Source organism: Pantoea trifolii, assembly GCF_024506435.1.
GTDB classification, from domain to species: domain Bacteria; phylum Pseudomonadota; class Gammaproteobacteria; order Enterobacterales; family Enterobacteriaceae; genus Pantoea; species Pantoea trifolii.
In genome coordinates this window covers 1,330,934-1,353,089 of the sequence record NZ_JANIET010000001.1, presented here as the reverse complement: position 1 = coordinate 1,353,089, position 22,156 = coordinate 1,330,934, and the positions used below count along the sequence as shown (strand labels likewise).

16 protein-coding genes are annotated in these 22,156 nt (G+C 57.4%); 6 read left to right on the top strand and 10 right to left on the bottom strand.

The window, feature by feature from the left end; all coding sequences use genetic code 11:
- Positions 1-113 precede the first annotated feature (113 nt).
- Complete coding sequence (gene bglX / locus NQH49_RS06230) at positions 114-2,411, bottom strand: beta-glucosidase BglX (RefSeq protein WP_256695985.1); 2,298 nt, start codon at positions 2,409-2,411, stop codon at positions 114-116.
- 154 nt (positions 2,412-2,565) lie between these two features.
- On the opposite strand from bglX, the gene dld reads away from it, so the two are divergent.
- The gene (gene dld / locus NQH49_RS06225) at positions 2,566-4,275 is read left to right on the top strand and encodes a D-lactate dehydrogenase (RefSeq protein WP_256695984.1); all 1,710 of its coding nucleotides are present in this window, start codon (positions 2,566-2,568) and stop codon (positions 4,273-4,275) included.
- A gap of 48 nt (positions 4,276-4,323) precedes the next feature.
- On the opposite strand, the gene NQH49_RS06220 is transcribed toward dld, so the two are convergent.
- The 3 genes from NQH49_RS06220 to NQH49_RS06210 form a co-directional block, all read right to left on the bottom strand.
- On the bottom strand, positions 4,324-6,765 hold the full coding sequence (locus tag NQH49_RS06220) for a DUF3772 domain-containing protein (RefSeq protein ID WP_256695983.1): 2,442 nt from the start codon (positions 6,763-6,765) through the stop codon (positions 4,324-4,326).
- Positions 6,766-6,929: 164 nt separating this feature from the next.
- On the bottom strand, positions 6,930-7,859 hold the full coding sequence (gene pbpG / locus NQH49_RS06215) for a D-alanyl-D-alanine endopeptidase (protein ID WP_256695982.1): 930 nt from the start codon (positions 7,857-7,859) through the stop codon (positions 6,930-6,932).
- 267 nt (positions 7,860-8,126) lie between these two features.
- Entirely contained in the window at positions 8,127-8,714 is a 588-nt protein-coding gene (locus NQH49_RS06210; protein WP_256695981.1) for a Yip1 family protein, read from the bottom strand.
- A 166-nt stretch (positions 8,715-8,880) separates the two neighbouring features.
- Between NQH49_RS06210 and NQH49_RS06205 the strand changes: the two genes are divergently transcribed.
- On the top strand, positions 8,881-9,456 hold the full coding sequence (locus NQH49_RS06205) for a DedA family protein (RefSeq protein ID WP_137385418.1): 576 nt from the start codon (positions 8,881-8,883) through the stop codon (positions 9,454-9,456).
- Here NQH49_RS06205 and NQH49_RS06200 read toward each other — a convergent pair whose 3' ends face one another.
- Positions 9,457-10,233, bottom strand: a complete 777-nt coding sequence (locus tag NQH49_RS06200) for an SDR family oxidoreductase (protein WP_256695980.1) — start codon at positions 10,231-10,233, stop codon at positions 9,457-9,459.
- A gap of 117 nt (positions 10,234-10,350) precedes the next feature.
- Between NQH49_RS06200 and NQH49_RS06195 the strand changes: the two genes are divergently transcribed.
- Positions 10,351-12,165, top strand: coding sequence for a glycoside hydrolase family 15 protein (locus tag NQH49_RS06195; protein ID WP_256695979.1), 1,815 nt, complete (start codon positions 10,351-10,353; stop codon positions 12,163-12,165).
- Positions 12,166-12,361: 196 nt separating this feature from the next.
- Positions 12,362-13,414 (top strand): L,D-transpeptidase family protein, encoded by a 1,053-nt coding sequence (locus NQH49_RS06190; protein ID WP_256695978.1) that lies wholly within the window; start codon positions 12,362-12,364, stop codon positions 13,412-13,414.
- Positions 13,415-13,466: 52 nt separating this feature from the next.
- On the opposite strand, the gene NQH49_RS06185 is transcribed toward NQH49_RS06190, so the two are convergent.
- Complete coding sequence (locus tag NQH49_RS06185; protein ID WP_061717311.1) at positions 13,467-14,492, bottom strand: transporter; 1,026 nt, start codon at positions 14,490-14,492, stop codon at positions 13,467-13,469.
- 162 nt (positions 14,493-14,654) lie between these two features.
- Between NQH49_RS06185 and NQH49_RS06180 the strand changes: the two genes are divergently transcribed.
- Together NQH49_RS06180 and ppk2 are read left to right on the top strand one after the other, a co-directional pair.
- Positions 14,655-16,265 (top strand): inorganic phosphate transporter, encoded by a 1,611-nt coding sequence (locus NQH49_RS06180; protein ID WP_256695977.1) that lies wholly within the window; start codon positions 14,655-14,657, stop codon positions 16,263-16,265.
- A gap of 12 nt (positions 16,266-16,277) precedes the next feature.
- Entirely contained in the window at positions 16,278-17,198 is a 921-nt protein-coding gene (ppk2, locus tag NQH49_RS06175; protein WP_008102671.1) for a polyphosphate kinase 2, read from the top strand.
- Here the strand turns inward: ppk2 and NQH49_RS06170 are convergent.
- From NQH49_RS06170 to NQH49_RS06155, 4 genes are all read right to left on the bottom strand, one after another.
- A complete protein-coding gene (locus NQH49_RS06170; RefSeq protein WP_256695976.1) occupies positions 17,195-18,397 on the bottom strand; it encodes an MFS transporter in 1,203 nt (400 codons plus the stop codon). The two genes, ppk2 and NQH49_RS06170, sit on opposite strands and share 4 nt — an antisense overlap.
- 673 nt (positions 18,398-19,070) lie before the next feature.
- The gene (gene dusC, locus NQH49_RS06165; protein ID WP_256695975.1) at positions 19,071-20,027 is read right to left on the bottom strand and encodes a tRNA dihydrouridine(16) synthase DusC; all 957 of its coding nucleotides are present in this window, start codon (positions 20,025-20,027) and stop codon (positions 19,071-19,073) included.
- A gap of 4 nt (positions 20,028-20,031) precedes the next feature.
- Positions 20,032-21,420: an ATP-dependent RNA helicase RhlE gene (gene rhlE / locus NQH49_RS06160; RefSeq protein WP_256695974.1), complete on the bottom strand. Its 1,389-nt coding sequence runs from the start codon at positions 21,418-21,420 to the stop codon at positions 20,032-20,034.
- A 215-nt stretch (positions 21,421-21,635) separates the two neighbouring features.
- On the bottom strand, positions 21,636-22,028 hold the full coding sequence (locus tag NQH49_RS06155; RefSeq protein ID WP_007890591.1) for a YbhQ family protein: 393 nt from the start codon (positions 22,026-22,028) through the stop codon (positions 21,636-21,638).
- Positions 22,029-22,156 lie beyond the last annotated feature (128 nt).

The window sequence follows — 22,156 nt, the reverse complement described above, 5'->3', positions numbered from 1 at the left end:
CCGGCCCTCTCCCGCAAGCGGGAGAGGGAGAGGATCGCGACGGGATTGAATTCCGCACCCATCGGTTCCCTCTCCCGCGTGCGGGAGAGGGTTAGGGTGAGGGGCATCAGCGATTACAGATAATCAAACTGCGCATCCTGAGTGCGCACCGAATCCAGTCCAATCATTACGTTGATTTTGCCCGGCTCGGCGATGTGCTGCATCTTCTGGTTCCAGAATTTCAGCGCATCAACGTCGATTTTAAACTTCACAGTCTGTGATTCACCGGCTTTCAGCATGATGCGCTGGAAGCCGCGCAGCTCCTGCACCGGACGGCTAATGCTGGCCACCGGATCGTTAAGATAGAGCTGCACCACGGTCGCGCCATCGCGTTTACCGCTGTTGGTGACGGTCACTGACGCTTCCACCGAGCCGTTACGCGGCATGGTGCGTGACGACATCTTCACCGGCGATACGCTGAAGGTGGTGTAGCTCAGACCGTAACCAAACGGATAAAGCGGACCGTTCACCGCATCGTAGTAATGCGAAGTGTACTTGTTCGGCTTAGCAAAGTTGTACGGACGACCGGTTGGCAGATGGTTGTAGTAAATCGGAATCTGGCCCACAGAACGCGGGAAGGAGACCGGCAATTTGCCTGACGGGTTGTAATCGCCAAACAGCACATCAGCGATGGCGTTGCCGCCTTCGGTGCCGCTGAACCAGGTTTCCAGCATCGCATCGGCTTGCTTATCTTCATTCACCACCGTCAGCGGACGGCCGTTCATCAGCACGATCACCAGCGGTTTTCCGGTGGCTTTCAGCGCCGCCAGCAGCTTCTGTTGGCCAGGTGGAATAACGAGATCGCTGCGGCTGGAGGCTTCGTGCGCCATGCCTTGCGCTTCACCGACGGCGGCCACCACCACATCGGCTTTTTTCGCCTGTGCTACCGCTTCATCAATCAGCTCCTGCGGCGAGCGCTTATCCACGCTTACCGCTTGCTCATACAGATTGAGGAAGTCCTGAATGCCTCTGTTGTCGCTGATGTTAGCGCCTTTGGCGTACAGCACCGTGCCTTTGCCCGCCATCGCATTGCGCATGCCTTGCAGTAGCGGGATCGATTGTTTCGCCACGCCAGCGGCCGACCAGCTGCCCATGATGTCGCGCTGGCTGTCCGCCAACGGCCCCACCAACGCAATGGTGGCGTCTTTTTTCAGCGGCAGCGTTTCACGCCAGTTTTTCAACAACACAATGCTTTTGCGCGCCACATCACGCGCTTCGGCGCGGTGCAAACGACTTTCGGCATTGGTGTCCTGCGGATCGCTCTCCTTCGGTCCTAAATGGCTGTAAGGATCGTTAAACAGGCCCATGTCATATTTGACGTTCAGCACGTGGCGCGCGGCATCATCCACTTCCGCCATGCTCACCGCGCCGCTCTTCACCAGGCCCGGCAGATATTTGCTGTAATACTCGTCGCTCATGCTCATGTCGATGCCTGATTTCATCGCAATGCGCACCGCATCCTGCGGATCGCTGGCCACACCGTGTTTAATCAGTTCTTTAATCGCACCGTGATCGCTAATGGTGATGCCTTTGAATTTCCAGTCGCCACGCAGGATGTCTTTCAGCAGCCAACTGTCTGCCGTAGCCGGCGTGCCATTCAGCGAGTTGAGCGCCACCATTACGCCACCGCTGCCGGCATCCAGTGATGCTTTGTACGGCGGCAGATAATCCTGGAACAGCCGCTGCGGGCTCATGTCGACGGTGTTGTAATCTCGTCCGCCTTCCACTGCGCCGTAGGCCGCGAAGTGCTTCACGCTGGTCATGATCGAGAAGCGATCCGCCGCGCTTTTGCCCTGCATGGCTTTCACCATGCTGCTGCCCATTTGCGCGCTGAGGAAGGTGTCTTCGCCGAAGCCTTCTGAGCCGCGCCCCCAACGGGGTTCGCGTGACACATCAACCATCGGAGCCCACGTCATATTCAGGCCATCATCTGCGGCTTCATAAGCAGAGACGCGTCCCACCTCGGCGATGGCATCCAGATCCCAGCTCGCCGCCAGGCCGAGTGGAATCGGGAAGATGGTGCGCTGACCGTGCACCACATCATAGGCGAAGAACAGCGGAATTTTCAGGCGGCTGAGCTGCATCACCTGATCCTGCATAGCGCGAATATCCTGACGCGTCACGGTGTTAAAAATTGCCCCGACCTGACCGTGCTGAATCATGTCGCGAACCGCCGATTTTGGCGTATCCGGTCCTACGCTGATCAAACGCATCTGCCCGATTTTTTCATCAAGGGTCATTTTGCTGAGCAGCTGATTCACAAAGGCGTCGCGCGCCTGTTCAGTCATCGGATGTGGGCCAAACAAGTCGTCCGCGAAAGCGGGCTGAATGGCTAAGGAGACAGCGAGGCTAACAGAGTAAATCCATTTCATCAGGTCGGGTTCTCTTAAGTGACTGCGCAATATCGAAATAACCGGGGCAGTTTGCCACAAGATGAGGATAGCAGGTAGCCGCCATGTCACACCGCGACCCTGTCGCTGACGCGTGCTACAGTAAATGCGCCATGTTAAAGACAAGGATAGGCCAATGAATAACAACACTTCGCACCCTACTCTGCTCGCCGAACTGCGTCGTCTGGTCGGATCGTCGAACCTGTTAACCGACGCGGAACAAACCGCGCGCTACCGCAAAGGTTTTCGCTCAGGCGAAGGCGAGGCGCTGGCGGTGATTTTTCCCGGTTCGCTGCTTGAGCTGTGGCGTGCGTTGCAGGCGCTGGTGAGCGCCGATGCGATCATCTTGATGCAAGCCGCCAACACCGGCCTGACCGAAGGTTCAACGCCAAACGGCAACGATTACGATCGTCCGGTGGTGATCATCAGCACTTTGCGTCTGGATAAATTGCAGCTGATCGACAGCGGCAAACAGATCCTCGCCTTCCCCGGCAGCACGCTGTATCAGCTGGAAAAGGCGCTGAAGCCGCTTGGACGCGAACCGCATTCGGTGATCGGTTCCTCCTGCATTGGCGCCTCGGTGATGGGCGGCATTTGCAATAACTCGGGCGGATCGCTGATCAAACGCGGTCCGGCCTACAGCGAAATGGCGCTGTTTGCGCAGATCGATGCCAGCGGCAAACTCAAGCTGGTGAACCATCTCGGCATCGATCTCGGCCATTCGCCGGAAGAGATGTTGGGGCGGCTGGATGACGATCGCTGGCAGCAGAGTGATGTGCGCTGGGATGAACGTCACGCCTCGGATCACGACTACGCCGAGCGCGTGCGCGATATTAATGCGCAGACGCCAGCGCGCTTTAACGCCGATGAGCGTCGCCTGTTTGAAGCCTCCGGCTGCGCCGGGAAGCTGGCGGTGTTTGCCGTGCGTCTGGATACCTTCCCCACTGAACCGCAGCAGCAGGTGTTCTATATCGGCACCAACAATCCAGCGGAGCTGGGCGATATTCGTCGCCATATTCTGGCGGAGTTTACCCATCTGCCGATAGCGGGCGAATATATGCACCGCGACATTTTCGACATCGCCGAGGTGTACGGCAAAGATACTTTTGTGATGATCGATAAACTCGGCACCGATAAAATGCCGCTGTTTTTCACCCTCAAAGGCCGCGTCGATGCCTGGCTGAGCAAGCTGAGCTGGGTGAAACCGCATCTCAGCGATCGTTTATTACAGCGCGTCAGCGGCTGGCTACCGGCGCATCTGCCTAAGCGCCTTAAACTGTATCGCGATAAATATGAGCATCACCTGATGCTGAAGATGTCTGGCGACGGCGTGGCCGAAGCGCAGGCCTATCTGACCGAATATTTCCGCGAAGGCGGCGGCGCGTTTTTCGCCTGCGACGCCAAAGAGGGTGCGCACGCGTTCCTGCATCGCTTTGCTGCCGCCGGTGCTGCAGTGCGCTATCACGCGGTGCATGCCGATGAAGTGGAAGACATTCTGGCGCTGGATATCGCGCTGCGTCGTAATGATGAAGAGTGGTTTGAGCGCCTGCCAGCCGAGTTCGATAAGGATTTAAGCCATCGTCTTTATTACGGCCACTTCTTCTGCCACGTGTTCCATCAGGATTACATCGTGAAAAAAGGCGTGGATGCGCACGCGCTGAAAGAGAAGATGCTGGCGATTTTAGCCGCGCGCGGTGCCGAATACCCGGCCGAACATAACGTCGGCCATCTGTATCAGGCGAAACCGCAGCTGCAGGCGTTTTATCAGCAGCTCGATCCTACCAACAGTTTTAATCCGGGGATTGGTAAAACCAGTAAGCAGAAGGGTTGGGCGGTGAAGGTTTGATTCAGTGCGGTTGTGGTAAAGGTGGCCATGAATGGCCACCCTACGGATTTATGGCAACGGATCGCTTTGCTGATCTTGTGCCGCAGCCATGGCGCGGCGCTCGATAATCATGGTTTGCGGCGTTGACAGCATAATGCCCTCTTTGCGCAGACGCGTCAGAATATCGAACAGCAAATCACTCTTGGCGCCGGAAATCTGGCGCTGACCCGCCACGTTGCCGGTGACGCTCAACACGATGCCCGCCGGCGTCAAATCTTTGAACGACACGGACGGCTCCGGCGTCTCCAGAATACGTTCGTTCTCCTGATACACTTCCAGCAGAATTTCCCGCACCCGCACCGGATCGATATCCAGCGGGAAGGTCAGCAAGATGGTGACCACGCCCTGCGCATTGCCCATGGTGGCGTTACGCACGTTCTGCGAGATAAACTGCGAGTTCGGCACAATCACCGTTGATTTGTCGCCCAGCTGAATTTCGGTGGCGCGCACGTTGATGCGACGGATATCCCCTTCAATGCCGCTGATGCTCACCAGATCGCCGACTTTCACCGGACGTTCGGTCAACAGAATCAGGCCGGAGATAAAGTTCTTCACAATCTCCTGCAAACCGAAACCGATACCGACCGACAAGGCGCTGACGATCCACGCCAGCTTGTTCCACTGCAGGCCCATGATCGATAGCGTCAGCAGGATAATCAGCACGTAACCGATGTTGCTGAACAGCGTCACCAGCGACACGCGCATGCCAACGTCCATGGTGGTTTTTGGCAGGAAATCTTTATCCAGCCAGCGACGCACCGAACGCAGCACGTAAATCCCCACCACCAGACAAAGAATCGCATTGACCATGTGCGCCGGCACAATGTTCAGCGACTCCAGCCCTTTACCGCCCCAGAATTCAATCACCTTCTGGATCAGCTCAATCGGCGTTGATGAGGCAAACGTGCCGTTCAGCAGCGCCAGCGCCAGAATCGCAATCAGCAAGGTTTTACCCAGCGCGCTGAGCAGCGTCGCCGCCTGTTGCAGGTAGCGCTCATCGATATTCAGCGTGGTTTGCAGGCGCTTTCCGGTGGCATTGCTGGTTGAGAACAGGCTTTCGCAGCCGTCATTTACCAGATGGCTGAGGAAGTAGAACGAACCAAACAAGATGCCGCACCAAATCACTTCATAGCTGAGGAAGCGTGCCAGCGTGACGTAACCAATAATCAGCGAAACCAGGATGCCCAGCGCCGTCAGCATCAGCGCCAGCTGCACCAATCCCACCAGCGTTGAGCGCGCTTCAGGCTGATGACCTTCCTGCACCATGCGGCGGCGTACGCGGTTGATGCGCATGCCGATCGCCAGTCCGGTGCTGCCAATCAGCAGCGCGGTCAAGCCGTTAGCAAAAATAGTGGTGTTCAGACTGGTGCCGACGCTGTAGTTGAAGGCTTCCACCGTCTGGAAAACAAACACCAGCGCGGCGGTGAATGGCGGGAACGGCTTCAGTGCCAGCGCTACTTCGTTGGAGATGGCCGGCAGACGCCAGCTTGGGCGACGCGTTGAGAGGAACGCGCGGCCTAAACCGGCAATCAAGCCGCAATAGACGCTGAGCTGCACCAGACGCTCGACAAAATCCTGCACATCACCAGAGACTTCGTCGCGGCGCGTAAAGGCCAGCGCGATGAAGTTGAAGGTGAGTACCACCGCCGCCAGCGTGGTGAGCGCGGTGGTGGCGGCGAGGAAGCTGCGACGTAAGCGTCCTTCCGGCATTTTATGAATGCTGACCCAGGCAAAGAACTCTTCGCTGTAGCGGCGTCCCAGCGTCATCACCAGCATCGCCGCAAACAGCCAGGCGATGGTGCCAAAACGCCAACCCGATTCCCACGACAGCGCGGCGGTGTCCTGCAATTCGGCGATAAAATCGCTGATCTTCTCGCCATCCAGATCCTGGCTGCTCATCACCGGCGCCCAGAAACGCGGGCCGAGGATACTGCCGGAGTTCAGCGCCAGCTGGCTTTTCAGCTGGTCACGACGCAGGTTGACGATCTGTGATGACAGCACCAGTGCACCATTTTTGATGCCATCGGCTTGTTTGATCTGATCGTCCAGCTTGGCTTTCTGGCTCTCCAGCGCCGCACGTTTGCGCGTCACTTCGGGCGTCTCTTTCACGCCGCTGTCGGCTTTGGGGGCCGGGCCGAGCACCGCTAACTGGGCATCCAGCTGCTGCCCCTGCGGAATCAACGCCTGGCCGAGGGTTTCGGCATTACCGGAAAGCTCGAGCGCCATCTCATTGAGCTGGTTGAGCTGACTTTCATTGGTATCGCCTGAGACCTGACCTTTAATTTTGTCGAGAATTTTCTGCATCTTAGGCAGCTCGACCGAGGCATTAACCTTCGGTGCGGCGTCTTCTGCCTGATCGTTGGGCGGCGTGTCGGCGGCCACGCTCAGCGTGGGGGCTAACAGCACGAATAGCAGTAAAAACGGGGTAAACAGATGACGAAACTTGAACATATGAATGAGATTCCAGCGCAATAACAGCCGATAAACGCAAGTGCGATCGTGAATGGCGGCTAGTTTAAGACGTTGCCGACACTGAAACTATAGGAATGAAGGTGTAAAACTTTGGCGCTTACGATAAGCGTTTTTGCAGGTGCCCGGAAGCACCTGCGGGAGAATTATTCGTTATTGGCCGTCAAACCGGACTTCTGCTTTTTATACGCCAGCGCTGCGGCCGGAACCGGTGCGGCTTTGCCGGTTTCCAGCCAGTCGCGCAGGCGATTAGCATCGGCGAAATGGGTGTATTTGCCAAAGGCATCCAGCACCACCAGCGCTACCGGACGGTTGTTGATCACCGTGCGCATCACCAGGCAGTGCCCGGCTTCGTCGGTGTAACCGGTTTTGGTCAGCTGAATACGCCAGTCGTTTTTGTACACCAGATGATTGGTGTTACGGAACGGCAGCGCGTAGTTCGGATGTTTAAATACCGCAGTATCTTCTTTGGTGGTGCTCAGTTCGCCAATCAGCGGGTACTGACGCGTGGCTTTCACCAGCTTAACCAAATCTTCCGCGCTGGAAACGTTCTGAATCGACAGGCCCGTCGGCTCCACATAGCGCGTGTGCGTCATGCCAAGTGCACGCGCTTTGGCGTTCATGGCGCGGATAAACGCATCGTAACCGCCCGGATAGTGATGCGCCAGGCTGGCGGCAGCACGGTTTTCCGAGGACATCAGCGCCAGCAGCAGCATGTTGCGGCGGCTAATTTCGCTGTTCAGTTTGACGCGGGAGAACACACCGCGCATCTCAGCGGTATGGCTGATATCCACCGACAGCATTTCATCCATCGGCAGCTTGGCATCCAGGACCACCATCGCCGTCATTACTTTGGTAAGTGAAGCGATTGGACGTACGCGGTTAGGATGGCTGGAAAACAGCACTTTGCCGTTTTCCAAATCAACAATCATGGCACTGCCGGAGGCGATTTGCGGTTGAGCAATCGGCGCCAGGTTCGAGAGTGCCGCCGGCGCAGCGTACGCGAGCGTTACAGCGGCTGGCGCGGCGACAAACAGCGCCAGCGACAGCAAGGAAATACGCATTTTTGCAGACATCGTGTCAAAAAAATCCGGTAAGGAGTTTGCGCTGTGTTGAGACACAGGCCGCCCGCAACAATCCAGACAGGATGCGGGCTGGCAGCAGTATCATACGCACTTACCTGAGAAATTTCTTATAGAGATTGTTTCCGGGCGTTAAAAAGGTCGCCATGAATGACGATCTTACGGGTTGGGTGCGTTTTAGGGGAAGGTCGCCATGAATGGCGACCCTACGAGGTGAGTGCGTTTTTTGTAGGGTCGCCATTTATGGCGACCTGGCTAACATCAGAACAACCGTGGCCCGTAACCCCACAGAACCACCGTCAGCGCCAGCAGCACTTCAAACACCAGCACACCAATCGCCAACGTTGAACCGGAGAAACGCAGGCTCTCTTCACGGTCGATGCTCAGGAATACCGGAATGCCGACGTAAAGCAAATAACCGGTATAAACCAGCGCCATCGCGCCCGCCAGCACGCAAAGCCATACTAATGGATAGAGCGCCACCAGCCCGCTGAGGAACAGCGGCGTTGCCACATAGCCGGCAAACACCGTGCAGCGCTGCAGGCTAGGACGCTGCGGGTAGTTACGTGCCATCCAGTGGATCACCCGCCCCATTACCGCCACGCCGCCGAGAATAATCAGATAGAACAGAATGCCGAGACCGATACCGGTCAGTAGATTGAGTTGTACGAATTGCCCTTCGCCCAGATTCCAGCCCAGTTGCGTGGTCCCGATAAAGGCGCAGATCACCGGGATCGCCGCCATTAACAGAACATGATGGGTGTAATGGTGCGAAACGCTCTCATTTTCCTGTTTAATATCGCGCATTTCCTGACCTGGATGCGCCAGTAAACCCCAGACATGATTCATACATCTACTCCTTTGCTGCGATGGGCTGCCCTTACAGCTAACGGCCTGATCAACGGAGGCAGCGTTAACTCAAGTATAATCGTCAGCGCCGTTTTTGCGGGTCGCCACACAAATTAAGCCGCTGGTATACACTAATAACGATTTCACACTTTGCAGGGAGGATAATTTGCATCTCGATATCAATGGATTAATCACCCAATACGGTTATCTGGCGCTGCTGATTGGCTGTATCGCTGAAGGGGAAACGTTCACGCTGTTGGGCGGGGTGGCGGCGCATGAAGGCTTATTGCACTTCAGCGGCGTGGTGCTGGCGGCGATGATCGGCGGCATTATTGGCGATCAGCTGCTGTTCTGGCTGGGACGCCGTTATGGCACGCGCATTTTGCGCCGTTTCAGTAAACATCAGGAAACAATTGGCAAGGCTAAGCGGCTAATTCAAAAACACCCGAGCCTGTTCGTGATTGGCGTGCGCTTTATGTACGGCTTCCGCATTGTCGGGCCGATCATTATTGGCACCAGCCGCCTTAAGCCGCTGCGTTTCTTCATTCTGAACGTGGTTGGTGCGGCGCTGTGGGCGCTGATCTTTGTCTCGCTTGGCTACTTTGCCGGACAGATTGTCGCGCCGTGGCTGCACAAGATCGATCAGCACCTCAAGCCGCTATTGTGGCTGGCGGCGGCGGTGATTTTTGGCATCGTCTTGCGTTACATCATTCGCCACTGGAATCACCGCCGCGCCGGTTGATTACGAGTGGTACCCCTTAAACTGCGGATTGGCCAACATAAAACCACCGTCGACAATAAACGATTGTCCGGTGGTATAAGTTGCCCACTCCGAACAGAGCCATGCCACTAGACTCGCCACTTCACGCGTATCGCCGGGACGCCCAATCGGGATTTCCGGCATACGTCGTCCTTGCTGGTCATCTTTCATATCGTTCATCGCCGTGGCAATCGCGCCCGGCGCGACCGCGTTCACCAGAATATGGTGCGGCAACAGACTCAATGCCATCGACTTGGTCAGGCCACCAAGCGCATGTTTCGCGGCGGTATAGGCGGTGGCATCCGGCAGCGGCGTGTGTTCATGCACCGAGGTGATGTTGATGATGCGTCCGCCGTCGCCCTGATCCACCATATGGCGCGCGGCAATCTGCCCGCACAGAAACGCGCCATCGACATCCACATTGAACACTTTGCGCCAATCTTCAAAGGTGACGTCGAGAAAGTCGGCTTTGGTCATCACGCCCGCATTGCTCACCAGTACATCGATACGTCCCAGCGAGTTGATCAGCTGCGCCAGTTGCTGTGCGCCAGCTTGCGGATCGGCAAGATTAACCTGCCTTACCTGCGCCTGCTGTCCACGGCTCTCCACCATGCGTGCGGTTTCCTGGGCGCCCTCTTCATCCGAACTCCAGGTGATGCCAAGCGTATAGCCCGCTTCGGCCAGCATCACCGCACAGCTGCGACCAATGCCAGAACTGGATCCGGTGACCACAGCGACTTTCTGTTTTCCTGAACTCATAACATTCTCCTGATTGAGGGTGTCTTAACAGTATAGAAGTTATCCTTCTGTGCCTCGGCGCCGCCGAATCTGCCGTTTCGTCTATAGTTAACAATTACATACGGATTAGGGGGCACGATGAGCGAGATAAAACGAAGAATAGACGACCACGGTGTGATCGGTGATTTACGCACCTGCGCCCTGATCGCGAATGACGGCACCATCGATTATTTATGCTGGCCGGAGCTCGATAGCCCGTCGGTTTTCGCCGCCCTGCTCGACAGCGATGAGGCTGGCCTTTTCTCCCTCGCGCCGGACTGGAAACATGCCCGCCAGCAGCAGCTTTACCTGCCGGATACCAATATTCTGCAAACCCGCTGGCTGGATGACGCGGGCGTGGCAGAGATCACCGATTACATGCCGATTTGCGATGAACACAGCAAAGTGCCGCGTATCGTGCGTCGCGTGAAGATGGTACGCGGTACGGCAAAATTTCATCTGCTGTGCGCCCCGCGCCATGACTATGCCCGCGCCGAAACCACCACCGAACTGCGCCCCGGCGGCATTGCGTTTCTGGCACCCGGACAACCCACGTTGCGCCTGAGCGCTACGGTGGTGATGACGCGCGAAAATCACAGCGCGGTAGCGGAATTCACCCTGAAAGCCGGTGAAACCGCTGAATTTGTCTTTGGCAACGATGACGATGCCAACGTGGCCAGGATCGCCACCGAACAGTGTTTCCATGACACGCTCCAGTACTGGCGGCGCTGGAGCAGCCACAGTTCCTATCGCGGCCGCTGGCAGGAGATGGTGACGCGTTCGGCGCTGGCGCTGAAGCTGCTCACCTCGCATCAGCACGGTTCCATCGCCGCGGCCGCCACCTTTGGCTTACCGGAAGAGTTGGGCGGCGAGCGCAACTGGGATTATCGCGCCTCATGGATCCGCGATGCCTCATTTAGCATGTACGCGCTAATGCGCCTCGGCTACACCGAAGAAGCGCGTGACTTCACCAAGTGGGTCGGCCGCTGCGTCGAGCACAGCCACGACGACACGCCGCACTTACAGGTGATGTATCGCCTCGACAGCGGCACCGAGCTGCATGAAACCGAGCTGCTTAATCTTTCCGGCTACGCCAATTCGCGTCCAGTACGCATCGGCAATGATGCCTGGCGTCAGACGCAGCTCGATATTTACGGTGAGTTGATGGATGCCATCTATCTCGCCAACAAATATGGCGAAGCGATTTCGCATCGCGGCTGGAAGTACGTCTCCGATATGATCGATTACGTCTGCGCAAACTGGAATCAGCCCGATGCTGGAATCTGGGAGATGCGCGGTGAACCAGAGCATTTCCTGCATTCACGCCTGATGTGTTGGGTCGCGCTCGATCGTGCGCTGCGATTAGGCATGAAGCGTTCATTGCCGATGCCATACGAACGCTGGGATCGGGTGCGCAGCGAGATCCGCGATGATATCTGGCAGAACTTCTGGAACCCGGAACTGGGCCATTTCACCGCCACGCGCGGCGGAACCTTCCTTGATGCGTCGATGCTATTGATGCCGCTGGTGCGCTTTGTTAGCTCCACCGATCCCGACTGGATTTCGACGCTGGACGCGATTAAAACGCATCTGGTGAGCGACGGTTTAGTTCGACGCTATAACATTCACGAGACGCCTGCCGATGCTTTAAAAGGTGGAGAAGGCTCTTTTGCCGCCTGCTCATTCTGGTATGTGGAGTGTCTGGCGCGTGCGGGTCGCGTACATGAGGCGCATTTTGAGTTTGAAAAGCTGCTGAGTTACGCCAACCCGCTTGGTCTGTATGCCGAAGAGTTCACTTCGCACGGTGAAGCCTTGGGTAACATGCCGCAGGCGTTGACGCATCTGGCCTTAATCAGTGCCGCTTTTTTCCTCAATCGTAAACTGAGTAATGAAGTGACGCTGTGGCAGCCGTGAAAATTCACTTTTTGGGCTGCGGATCCAAGAGAATTGTCTGGTAAAGACAAGGAATTGCGTAAAGTATCTGCAGCCAGTAAAAATCCTGATTTCCATCAATGCGTCAATGCACATATAATGCGCAGCGGGTCATACTGACCACGATGGATTCGACACACTGACAAGCCTGAAACATGGCCATAACGACTTGAAAAACATGAAAATGAGCATTCGCGCGTTCGCTTCACTCGCCCTCGCACTGGCGGCGTTCAGCCAGTCGGCATTTGCAGTAGTCTATCCGCTGCCGCCGGCTAACAGCCGTCTGATCGGCGAAAACATTGAAATCACCGTCCCTGATGACAGCAAACTTCCGCTGGAAGCCTTTGCTGCTCAGTATCAGATGGGCCTCAGCAACATGCTGGAAGCCAATCCGGGCGTTGACGTTTATCTGCCGAAAGCTGGCACTAAAATGATCATCCCACAGCAACTGATTCTGCCTGACGCGCCGCGTGAAGGCATCGTGATCAACAGCGCTGAGATGCGTCTTTATTACTACCCGAAAGGCACCAAAACTGTGGTCGTGCTGCCAATCGGTATCGGCGAGCTGGGTAAAGATACGCCGATCAACTGGACAACGGCGGTTGAGCGTAAGAAAGATGGCCCAACCTGGACGCCAACCAAAGCGATGCACGCAGAATATGCGGCACGCGGCGAGAGCATTCCTGCGGTGTTCCCGGCTGGCCCGGATAACCCGATGGGTCTGCACGCGCTGTATATTGGCCGCCTGTATGCGATTCACGGTACTAACGCCAACTTCGGTATTGGCCTGCGCGTGAGCCACGGCTGCGTGCGTCTGCGTGCTGACGACATTAAATGGCTGTTCGACAACGTGCCGGTTGGCACGCGCGTTCAGTTCATCGATCAGCCGGTGAAAGCCACCGTTGAGCCAGATGGTTCGCGTTATGTGGAAGTGCACAATCCGCTGTCGACCACCGAAGAGCAGTTCAACTCACGCGAAGTGGTGCCGATTAACCTGACTTCCGCGGTGACCAAAGTGATTGCCGATGCCAGCACCAACCAGGATGCGGTCAACAACGCTATCCAGGCGCGTAACGGTATGCCGATCAAGATTAACGGTCCAGCAGGCGAGGTTCAGCCAGCACCGGTTCCGGTTCAGGAGTCTTCTGACGCATTGCCGAAAGAAGAGCCAATGACACCGCAAGGTATCAACGGTGCAGCGCCAGCGGCGCAGCCGACCTCCAGCCTGTAATCACGGTTGAAGATGTGAAGAGCCAGCCTGCGGGCTGGTTTTTTATTGATTTTTAATCACGCGGTCGTCGAAACGCCAGCCACCCCGCCACCAGCGTAAACGCCAGCACCACCAACACCAGCAGCAAAAAACCGTGCGGATTATTCGCCAGCGGAATCCCGCCCACATTCATACCAAAAAATCCCGCCACGATATTGATCGGCAGCGCCAGCACGGTAATCACCGTCAGCAAAAACAGCGTGCGGTTGCTCTGCTCCATCAAACGCGCGGCGATCTCTTCCTGCAACAAACGAATCCGCTCCATCAAACTCGCCAAATCATTCAATGCTACGCTGAACTCTTCAGTAAAAATCCGCAGCTCGCCTAACGGTTCGCGCTTCAGCCATTTGGGCGGACGATTCAACAGGCGGAACAGCGCCGCCGGTTCCGGTGCCAGCAAACGCTGCACGCGCAGCAGCATACGGCGCAGTTGCCCCAGCTCGCGGCGATTAGTTTTGATCGCTGCACTCAGCAACCGCTCTTCAATCGCATCCACCGCCTGACTGGATCGCCTTACCACTTGCTCCAGCTGCGCTTCCTGCTCGCCGAGCAGCCACAGCAGCATCGCATCCGGCTCGGCGAACTTCAGGCGATCCATCTGCTGATGCATGCGCTCAATCATGCCAACCGGACGAAAACGCGCGGTGACCACCACTCGCGGGCAGCACCACATCCACAGCGTGGCGTTCTGCGTGCTGCGCTCCTCCTTACTGAAAGTCACGTCATTGAGCACCGCCAACAGCGCATCGTTTTGATGGGCTAAACGGGTGCGCGGCGAAGCGGAATGTATCTCGTCGAAAAAGTCGTGGTCTACGCCAAAGTGGTCCTGAACCCAACGCTCTGCTCGCGCGTGATTCAGGTTGATGTGCAGCCAGATAAAGTACGACTCCGGCAGCTGCTGCTGCGCCAGCTGGGCCGCTTCGCGCGCATTGAGCCGCTGTGGCGGCGACGTGGGGGTAAACAGATAACCGTGAATCAATCCGGCGACTTCATTATTGAAGTCCGGCAGCGAGGCGAGTGGTAGTACGGGCTGGAGCATTAGCAGGTCATTCCGCAGCGGTCAGATCCACAGCGTGCGACAGCTTTGTTGCAGCACGATGACACAGCGTGATCGCCATCATCATTCTGTCATACAAACCACGTATCACACTGCCATTAACGGATGCCGTTCGAGCATCGTGATTTAACACTGAGGTGTTTTATGGCTGAAAACAGTTTACCTGCATCGACCTCCTCGTCCCACAGCGGACGCCCGAACCTTAACCGCGGCAATGGTCCAGCCTCACGCCTGATCTTTGTACTGTTGCTGATTGCTGGGCTGATGTATGCCGGCATTAACCTGTTTAACGACGTGGAAGAGACCGGCGCGCCGGTCACCAGTTATACGCCGTTCGTACTGCTTGGCGTGGCGCTGATCATCGCGCTCGGCTTTGAATTTGTGAACGGTTTCCACGATACCGCCAACGCCGTGGCTACGGTGATCTACACCCATTCGCTGTCGCCGGGCGTGGCGGTGATGTGGTCCGGTTTCTGTAACTTTTTGGGCGTGCTGCTCTCCAGCGGCGTGGTGGCGTTCGGCATCATCTCGCTGTTGCCGGTAGAGTTGATTCTGCAAGCGGGCAGCGGCCACGGCTTTGCCATGGTGTATGCGCTGCTGTTCTCGGCGATTATCTGGAACCTCGGCACCTGGTATTTTGGTTTGCCGGCCTCCTCTTCGCATACGTTGATCGGTTCGATCATCGGCGTCGGCGTGGCGAACGCCTTGCTGCATGGCCGCAGCGGCACCAGCGGCGTGGATTGGGATCAGGCGATTAAAGTCGGTTACGCGCTGCTGCTGTCGCCGATTGTTGGCTTCGTCTGCGCCGCGCTGCTGCTGCTGGCGATGAAAGCCTTTATCCGCAATCGCCAGCTGTATGAAGCGCCGAAGGGCAATCAGCCGCCGCCGGTATGGATTCGCGGCTTGCTGATCCTCACCTGCACCGGCGTCTCTTTCGCGCATGGCTCGAATGACGGCCAAAAAGGCATGGGCTTAATCATGTTGATTCTGGTCGGCACCATGCCGATTGCCTATGCGCTGAACCGCTCGCTGCCGCCGGAACAGATTCCGCGCGTCGCCGCCTTAACTCAGGTGACGGAACAGCAGCTGTTGATGCTGCAACCAGCGCCCGCCGCCATGCCCGCACCGCGTGAAGTGCTGACCGAATTCGTGCGTACCAACCAAAATCGCCCGCAAGTGATACCGGCGCTCGGCATGATGCTCGGCGATATTGGCGATCAGATTCGCCGCTACGGCGCGGTGGAGAATATTCCGGCGCAGGCGGTGACTAACACGCGAAACGACATGTATCTGGCATCGGAAACCATCAAGCATCTGCAAAATGCCAAAGTGACGCTGCCGGAAGAGACCGCACGCAACCTGGCGGCGGTGAAGAAAGAGCTGGATGCCGCGACGCGCTTTATCCCGATGTGGGTGAAAGTGGTGGTGGCGATAGCGCTGGGCCTCGGCACCATGGTTGGCTGGCGTCGCATTGTGGTCACGGTGGGCGAACGCATCGGTAAAACCCATCTCACCTACGCGCAAGGGGCCAGCGCCGAACTGGTGGCAATGGCGACCATTGGCGCGGCGGATGTGTTTGGCCTGCCGGTTTCCACCACGCATGTGCTCTCTTCGGGCGTCGCCGGATCGATGGCTGCCAACCGTTCAGGTTTGCAACTTTCCACCATCCGCAATCTGGCGATGGCGTGGGTGCTGACGCTGCCGGTTTCTGTTTTACTTTCGGGGCTCCTTTACGCCCTGTTTATCCACCTGTAACGGGAGAAAATGATGGCGACCCACGACAATAGCTTCCACAGCGAGACCTTTAATCAGCGTCTGCTGCAGGAGTTTTACGACAGCTACGACGAAGAGCTGGAGATGGAGCTGGATGACCTGCGTTTTAATGACAGCGGCGAGCCGCAGGCGGATGACGATAAAGCCTTTCGTCGCCGCTATTTCCGCGAACTGCTGCATCTGCAAGGCGAGCTGGTGAAACTGCAGGATTGGGTGATGCGTACCGGACATCGCGTGGTAATCCTGTTTGAAGGGCGCGATGCGGCGGGGAAAGGCGGCGTCATCAAACGTATCACTCAGCGTCTCAATCCGCGCACCTGTCGCGTAGCCGCCCTGCCCGCGCCCAACGATCGCGAGAAAACGCAGTGGTATTTCCAGCGCTATATCGCCCATCTGCCGGCCGCCGGTGAGATTGTGATGTTTGACCGCAGCTGGTACAACCGCGCGGGCGTTGAGCGCGTGATGGGTTTCTGTAACGAAGATGAAGTGGAAGAGTTTTATCGCAGCGTGCCGGAGTTTGAAAAAATGCTGACGCGCAGCGGCATCCAGATCATCAAATACTGGTTCTCGATCACCGATGAGGAGCAGGAGCTGCGCTTCCTCAGCCGTATTCACGATCCGCTTAAACAGTGGAAGCTGAGCCCGATGGATCTCGAAAGCCGTCGTCGCTGGGAAGATTACACCGAGGCGAAAGAGGAGATGCTGGAGCGCACCAACATCCCCGAAGCACCGTGGTGGGTGGTGCAAGGCGTGGACAAGAAACGCGCGCGCCTTAACTGCATCAGCCATTTGCTGCAGCAGATGCCGTACGAAGAGAGCGAAGCCAAACCGATTATGTTACCGCCGCGCGAACGTTCTGAAGACTATCGCCGCGCGCCGGTACCCGAGCACATGGTGGTGCCTGAGAAATACTAAAGCGCTTGCGCGGCCGTCTGGCTGCGGTGCTGCTGGTGCAGGCGCAGCGTAATCATAAACGCGCCCAACACCATCAGCGCTGCCGCCAGATAGACCGATTGCATGCCCCAATGACCGATCAGCAAGCCCGCTACCGGCCCAGTTAATCCCAGCCCTAAATCAAGAAACGCCGAATAGGTGCCGAGCGCCGAACCCTGATCCTGCTGCTGGACGCGCTTCACTGCTTCCACGCCCAGCGCCGGGAACACCAGCGAGAAACCGCCGCCGGTAAGGAACGCGCCCAAATCCACCAGCCAGATACTGTCGGCCTGCCAAATCAGCAGCAATCCAGCACACTCCAGCACAAACGACACCAGCGCCACTTTCAGGCCACCTAAACGCGTGATGTAGCGGCCAAAACCGAGGCGTACAATCACAAAGCCGAGGCTGAACAGTGTCAGCGCGAACGCGGCACCGCTCCAGTCGCGGCTGGCGAAATAGAGGGTGATAAAGGTGGAGATCACGCCAAAGCCGATGGTGCCAAAGCCGAGCGCCAGGCCAAACATCCACACGCGACTGACCACGCGATGAAACGGAATGCGCACGCCGGCGGTAACGCTGACGCCCGCTTTGCGGCTCGCCATCCAGAATCCGGCAACGCCCATGATCGCCACCAAACCGGCAAAGCCGCTGATGCCAAACCACTGATTAAGCAGCACGCCAAGTGGCGCACCAATCGCCATGGCGAAATAGGTCGCCACGCCGTTCCACGAGATCACGCGCGCGGTTTGCAGCGGGCCGACAATGTTCATGCCCCACAGCGTCGATCCGGTGCTGCTGAAGCTTTCGCCGACGCCGAGGAATAAGCGCCCCGCCGCCAGCAGCGCCAGGCTTAGCAGCGGCATATCGCTGCACAGCGCGGCGATAATCGATAACACGCCGCTCATGCCGCAGAAGACCAATCCCATCATCACCACGCGTTTTGGACCGTAGCGATCCGCCAGACGACCGGAGTGCGGGCGACTTAACAGCGTGGCGAAGTACTGCAGGCTGATAATCAATCCGGCGATGAATGAGCTGAATCCAAGCTGGTTATGCACGAATCCCGGCAGCACCGCGAGCGGCAAACCCACCGAAAGGTAGCAAAAGAAGGTGAAGACAATGACGGAGAGAATACGTTTATTTAACTGAGCGTTACTCAGTACAGCGGCGTCAGACATGGAAGGTGGCGTCGGGCATGATGATGAAATTGAACGACAACTATAACCTTAGCGTGCTAAGAGATCGCGGATTTTTTAGTTATAAAGTTTTAATCGTTTTTTTAGGAGAGGTCACCATGAATGGCGTAATGCTTGTCAGTTAAGCCAACGATGAGTGCGCAGGCCGGGGCCACTTTTGGTCCTGCGGTCCTCGCGCCGCTATCGCGGTACCTTCACTTTGCTCGTCTGCCTGACGGACCGGCGGAGGCGGGACCTCCATGTCCCGGCTCCGCCTTTCGCCCGCGTCCTGCGGGCTCTCCTGGCTTCCTCGCTTCGTTCAGCGCTGCGGATTGCCTGCCCAAAAGCGACCCCGGCCTGCTTCTTAGCTTCCGTGCGTGTTGTTGAAAACGGCTCAATTTTGAGAGGCGCTGGCGCGTCTGCTGCGGCAAAAGGGCCATTCGCAGCGCTGCGGCTTTTACGTTGGGCCAGGAGCCTCGCGCATGGATGCGTGAGGCAGTTCGGGGCCGGCCAGGACGGCCGATCCGCGAACGGTCCGTTGGCACGACGTGAAAGCCGAAGGCACCGCGCTAGCGGCGCGAGGACGGCCCGTGACGCAGCAGATGTGTCAGAGCCCGCACCAGTTTAAAGCAACATGCTTTCTTAACTGACGAGTATTACGCCATGAATGGCGACCCTACGAGGATTTGATTAATGCTGCGGCATGGCGCTCGATTGCGGTGGCGATGTCGGCGGAGACTTTGAGGGTGCGGACTTCGCTGAATAAGCCGTCGGCTTGGTGATACGCCTTGCGCAGGTAGCCAAGCCACTGCTTGATGCGCGCCACGTGATACATGCCGGTATCGCCCTGCTTTTCCAGCTGGGTATACTTCAGTAACAATGCGACCACATCAGGCCACGGCATCGGTGCTTCGTTGTACTTCACCACGCGCGCCAGATTCGGCACGTTGAGCGCACCGCGCCCAATCATCACCGCATCACAGCCGGTAATACGCATGCAATCCTGCGCATCCTGCCAGTTCCAGATTTCACCGTTGGCGATCACCGGAATGCGTAGACGCTGGCGGATTTCGCCAATCGCCTGCCAGTTAATGCTTTCGGCGCGATAGCCATCTTCTTTGGTACGGCCGTGCACCACCAATTCGCTGGCACCGGCTTGCTGCACCGCATCGGCGATCTCAAAGCGACGATCGCCGGAATCCCAGCCAAGGCGCACTTTCACCGTCACCGGCAGATGATCCGGCACCGCTTCACGCATCGCTTTCGCGCCGCGATAGATCAGTTCGGGATCTTTCAGCAAGGTGGCGCCGCCGCCGCTGCCGTTTACCAGCTTCGACGGACAGCCGCAGTTGAGATCGACGCCCCAGGAACCGAGTTCCACCGCGCGCGCGGCGTTCTCTGCCAGCCACTCGGGATATTGCCCGAGCAGCTGCATGCGCACCCGCGTGCCTGACGGCGTGCGGCTGTGGTTATGCAGCTCAGGACACAAACGATAGAAGGATTTTACCGGCAGCAGCTGATCGACCACGCGCAAAAACTCGGTCACGCATAAGTCATAATCATTAACCCCGGAGAGCAGCTCACGCACCAGCGAATCGAGCACGCCCTCCATCGGCGCCAGCAAAACCCTCATGACGTTAGGCGTTCCCGGTTTTCTTCGGTGCCGGACGACGACGACCGCTGTTGGCGGCTGGCGCGGCCTGGCTTGCGCCCTGCGCTGGACGACGCGCTGGACGCGCTTCACCCTGCGGACGTGGTGCATTGCCGCTGTGTGGACGAGAGACGTTGCCGCCCTGTCCGCGACCCTGGCCTTGACCACGTCCACCTTGGCCGCGACCGCCGCCCTGCTGCTGACGACCGTTCTGGATGGGCTCGGCTTTGATGCTTGGATCGACTTCGAAACCAGGCAGCTCGATGCGCGGGATTTCACGCTTCAGCAGACGCTCAATGTCACGCAGCAGTTTGTGTTCATCCACACACACCAGCGACAGTGCCGCGCCGGTAGCAGCTGCACGGCCGGTACGACCGATACGGTGCACGTAATCTTCCGCCACGTTTGGCAGCTCGTAGTTCACCACGTGTGGCAGCTCTTCGATATCCAGACCACGCGCCGCGATGTCGGTGGCGACCAACACGCGAATGCCGCCAGATTTGAAGTCAGCCAATGCACGGGTACGCGCGCCCTGGCTCTTGTTGCCGTGGATCGCGGCGGCAGTGATGCCGTCTTTGTTCAGCTGTTCAGCCAGGTGGTTGGCGCCGTGTTTGGTACGGGTGAACACCAGCACTTGCTGCCAGTTATCACGACCAATCATCAGCGACAGCAGTTCCCGCTTGCGCTTCTTATCCACGAAGTGCACTTGCTGAGAAACCTGCTCAGATGCGGTATTACGACGCGCCACTTCAACCTGTTCTGGGTTGGTGAGCAGTTTTTCCGCCAGCGTTTTGATCTCGTCAGAGAAGGTGGCCGAGAACAGCAGGTTCTGACGCTTAGCAGGCAGACGCGCCAGCACGCGACGGATGTCGTGGATGAAGCCCATGTCGAGCATGCGATCCGCTTCATCCAGCACGAGGATTTCAACCTGTGACAGATCAACCGCGTTCTGGTGTGCCAGATCGAGCAGACGGCCCGGTGTTGCCACCAATACGTCAACGCCGCCGCGCAGTTTCATCATCTGCGGGTTGATGCTCACGCCGCCGAAGACCACCAGCGAACGGATATCCAGATATTGGCTGTACTCACGCACGTTCTCGCCAACCTGAGCCGCCAGTTCGCGGGTCGGGGTAAGGATCAGCGCACGCACCGGACGGCGGCCACGCGCCGTGGACGGTTTTGCAGTCAGACGCTGCAGCAATGGCAGCGTAAAGCCGGCGGTTTTACCGGTGCCGGTTTGGGCGCTCGCCAGCAGGTCACGACCAGCCAGCACCACAGGAATTGCCTGACGCTGAATCGGCGTCGGCTCTTGGTAGCCTTGTTCTGCTACCGCACGCAAAATATCGGCACTTAAGCCGAGAGAGTCAAATGACATGCAGGTGTATTACTCCGAACCGTCCTGATCGCCGTGGGCGATGTAGTTTTCAGGAGGGATATGACGCAAGCGCGAGGCTCACGTGTGAAAAGGGCACAAACTACCATGCGTAAGGGCGCGAGTTTAGCAGCTTTCCGCGCGTACAGCATCCATAAAAAAAGGAGCCGCATTCGGCTCCTTTTTGTCAGGTCCGCAGGATTGCGGTCCCTAATCAATCAACTGCGCTTCTTCTCGATGCGCTGGACCGGCTCTTTCGCCAGCAGTGATACCAGCGCCGGTCCCACCAACATCACCACGCCGAGAATACCAATCAGCAGGTTGTTGTGGATAAAGCGGGAGATCAGGAACAGCGTTAACATCGCTGCGCCAAAGTAGTACGTGGTGGTCACCTCTTCGAGGGAATCACCCATTCTACGTAAACGGGCACTACGCTGCATGACCAGCATGGTAATGAATACCACCGCATAAGCTGCCACCAGGGTACTGCTCACTTCAACCAGCGCCCTATGTTTCCAGCCCCAAACCAGCGCGGCAATCACCAGCAGGTGCATTGCAATGTGCAAACAGGTTTGTCCGGTAACAATCTGAACACGATTAGACCATTTCATTCTCTTCTCCTGGCAGACCCAACAGGTCGCCCAAGTGTATCTGGCTGGAGGCCAGACGAACGTCCTCAATGTAAAGCAAATTTCGGATTACGCCCTAATTTTCTGCCCTTAACACCATCCATTTGTGA

Coding starts and splice junctions, on each gene's coding strand:
- bglX (WP_256695985.1), bottom strand. CDS start 2,411: ATGAAATGGATTTACTCTGTTAGCCTCGCTGTCTCCTTAGCCATTCAG.
- dld (WP_256695984.1), top strand. CDS start 2,566: ATGAATAACAACACTTCGCACCCTACTCTGCTCGCCGAACTGCGTCGT.
- NQH49_RS06220 (WP_256695983.1), bottom strand. CDS start 6,765: ATGTTCAAGTTTCGTCATCTGTTTACCCCGTTTTTACTGCTATTCGTG.
- pbpG (WP_256695982.1), bottom strand. CDS start 7,859: ATGTCTGCAAAAATGCGTATTTCCTTGCTGTCGCTGGCGCTGTTTGTC.
- NQH49_RS06210 (WP_256695981.1), bottom strand. CDS start 8,714: ATGAATCATGTCTGGGGTTTACTGGCGCATCCAGGTCAGGAAATGCGC.
- NQH49_RS06200 (WP_256695980.1), bottom strand. CDS start 10,233: ATGAGTTCAGGAAAACAGAAAGTCGCTGTGGTCACCGGATCCAGTTCT.
- NQH49_RS06195 (WP_256695979.1), top strand. CDS start 10,351: ATGAGCGAGATAAAACGAAGAATAGACGACCACGGTGTGATCGGTGAT.
- NQH49_RS06190 (WP_256695978.1), top strand. CDS start 12,362: ATGAAAATGAGCATTCGCGCGTTCGCTTCACTCGCCCTCGCACTGGCG.
- NQH49_RS06185 (WP_061717311.1), bottom strand. CDS start 14,492: ATGCTCCAGCCCGTACTACCACTCGCCTCGCTGCCGGACTTCAATAAT.
- NQH49_RS06180 (WP_256695977.1), top strand. CDS start 14,655: ATGGCTGAAAACAGTTTACCTGCATCGACCTCCTCGTCCCACAGCGGA.
- ppk2 (WP_008102671.1), top strand. CDS start 16,278: ATGGCGACCCACGACAATAGCTTCCACAGCGAGACCTTTAATCAGCGT.
- NQH49_RS06170 (WP_256695976.1), bottom strand. CDS start 18,397: ATGTCTGACGCCGCTGTACTGAGTAACGCTCAGTTAAATAAACGTATT.
- dusC (WP_256695975.1), bottom strand. CDS start 20,027: ATGAGGGTTTTGCTGGCGCCGATGGAGGGCGTGCTCGATTCGCTGGTG.
- rhlE (WP_256695974.1), bottom strand. CDS start 21,420: ATGTCATTTGACTCTCTCGGCTTAAGTGCCGATATTTTGCGTGCGGTA.
- NQH49_RS06155 (WP_007890591.1), bottom strand. CDS start 22,028: ATGAAATGGTCTAATCGTGTTCAGATTGTTACCGGACAAACCTGTTTG.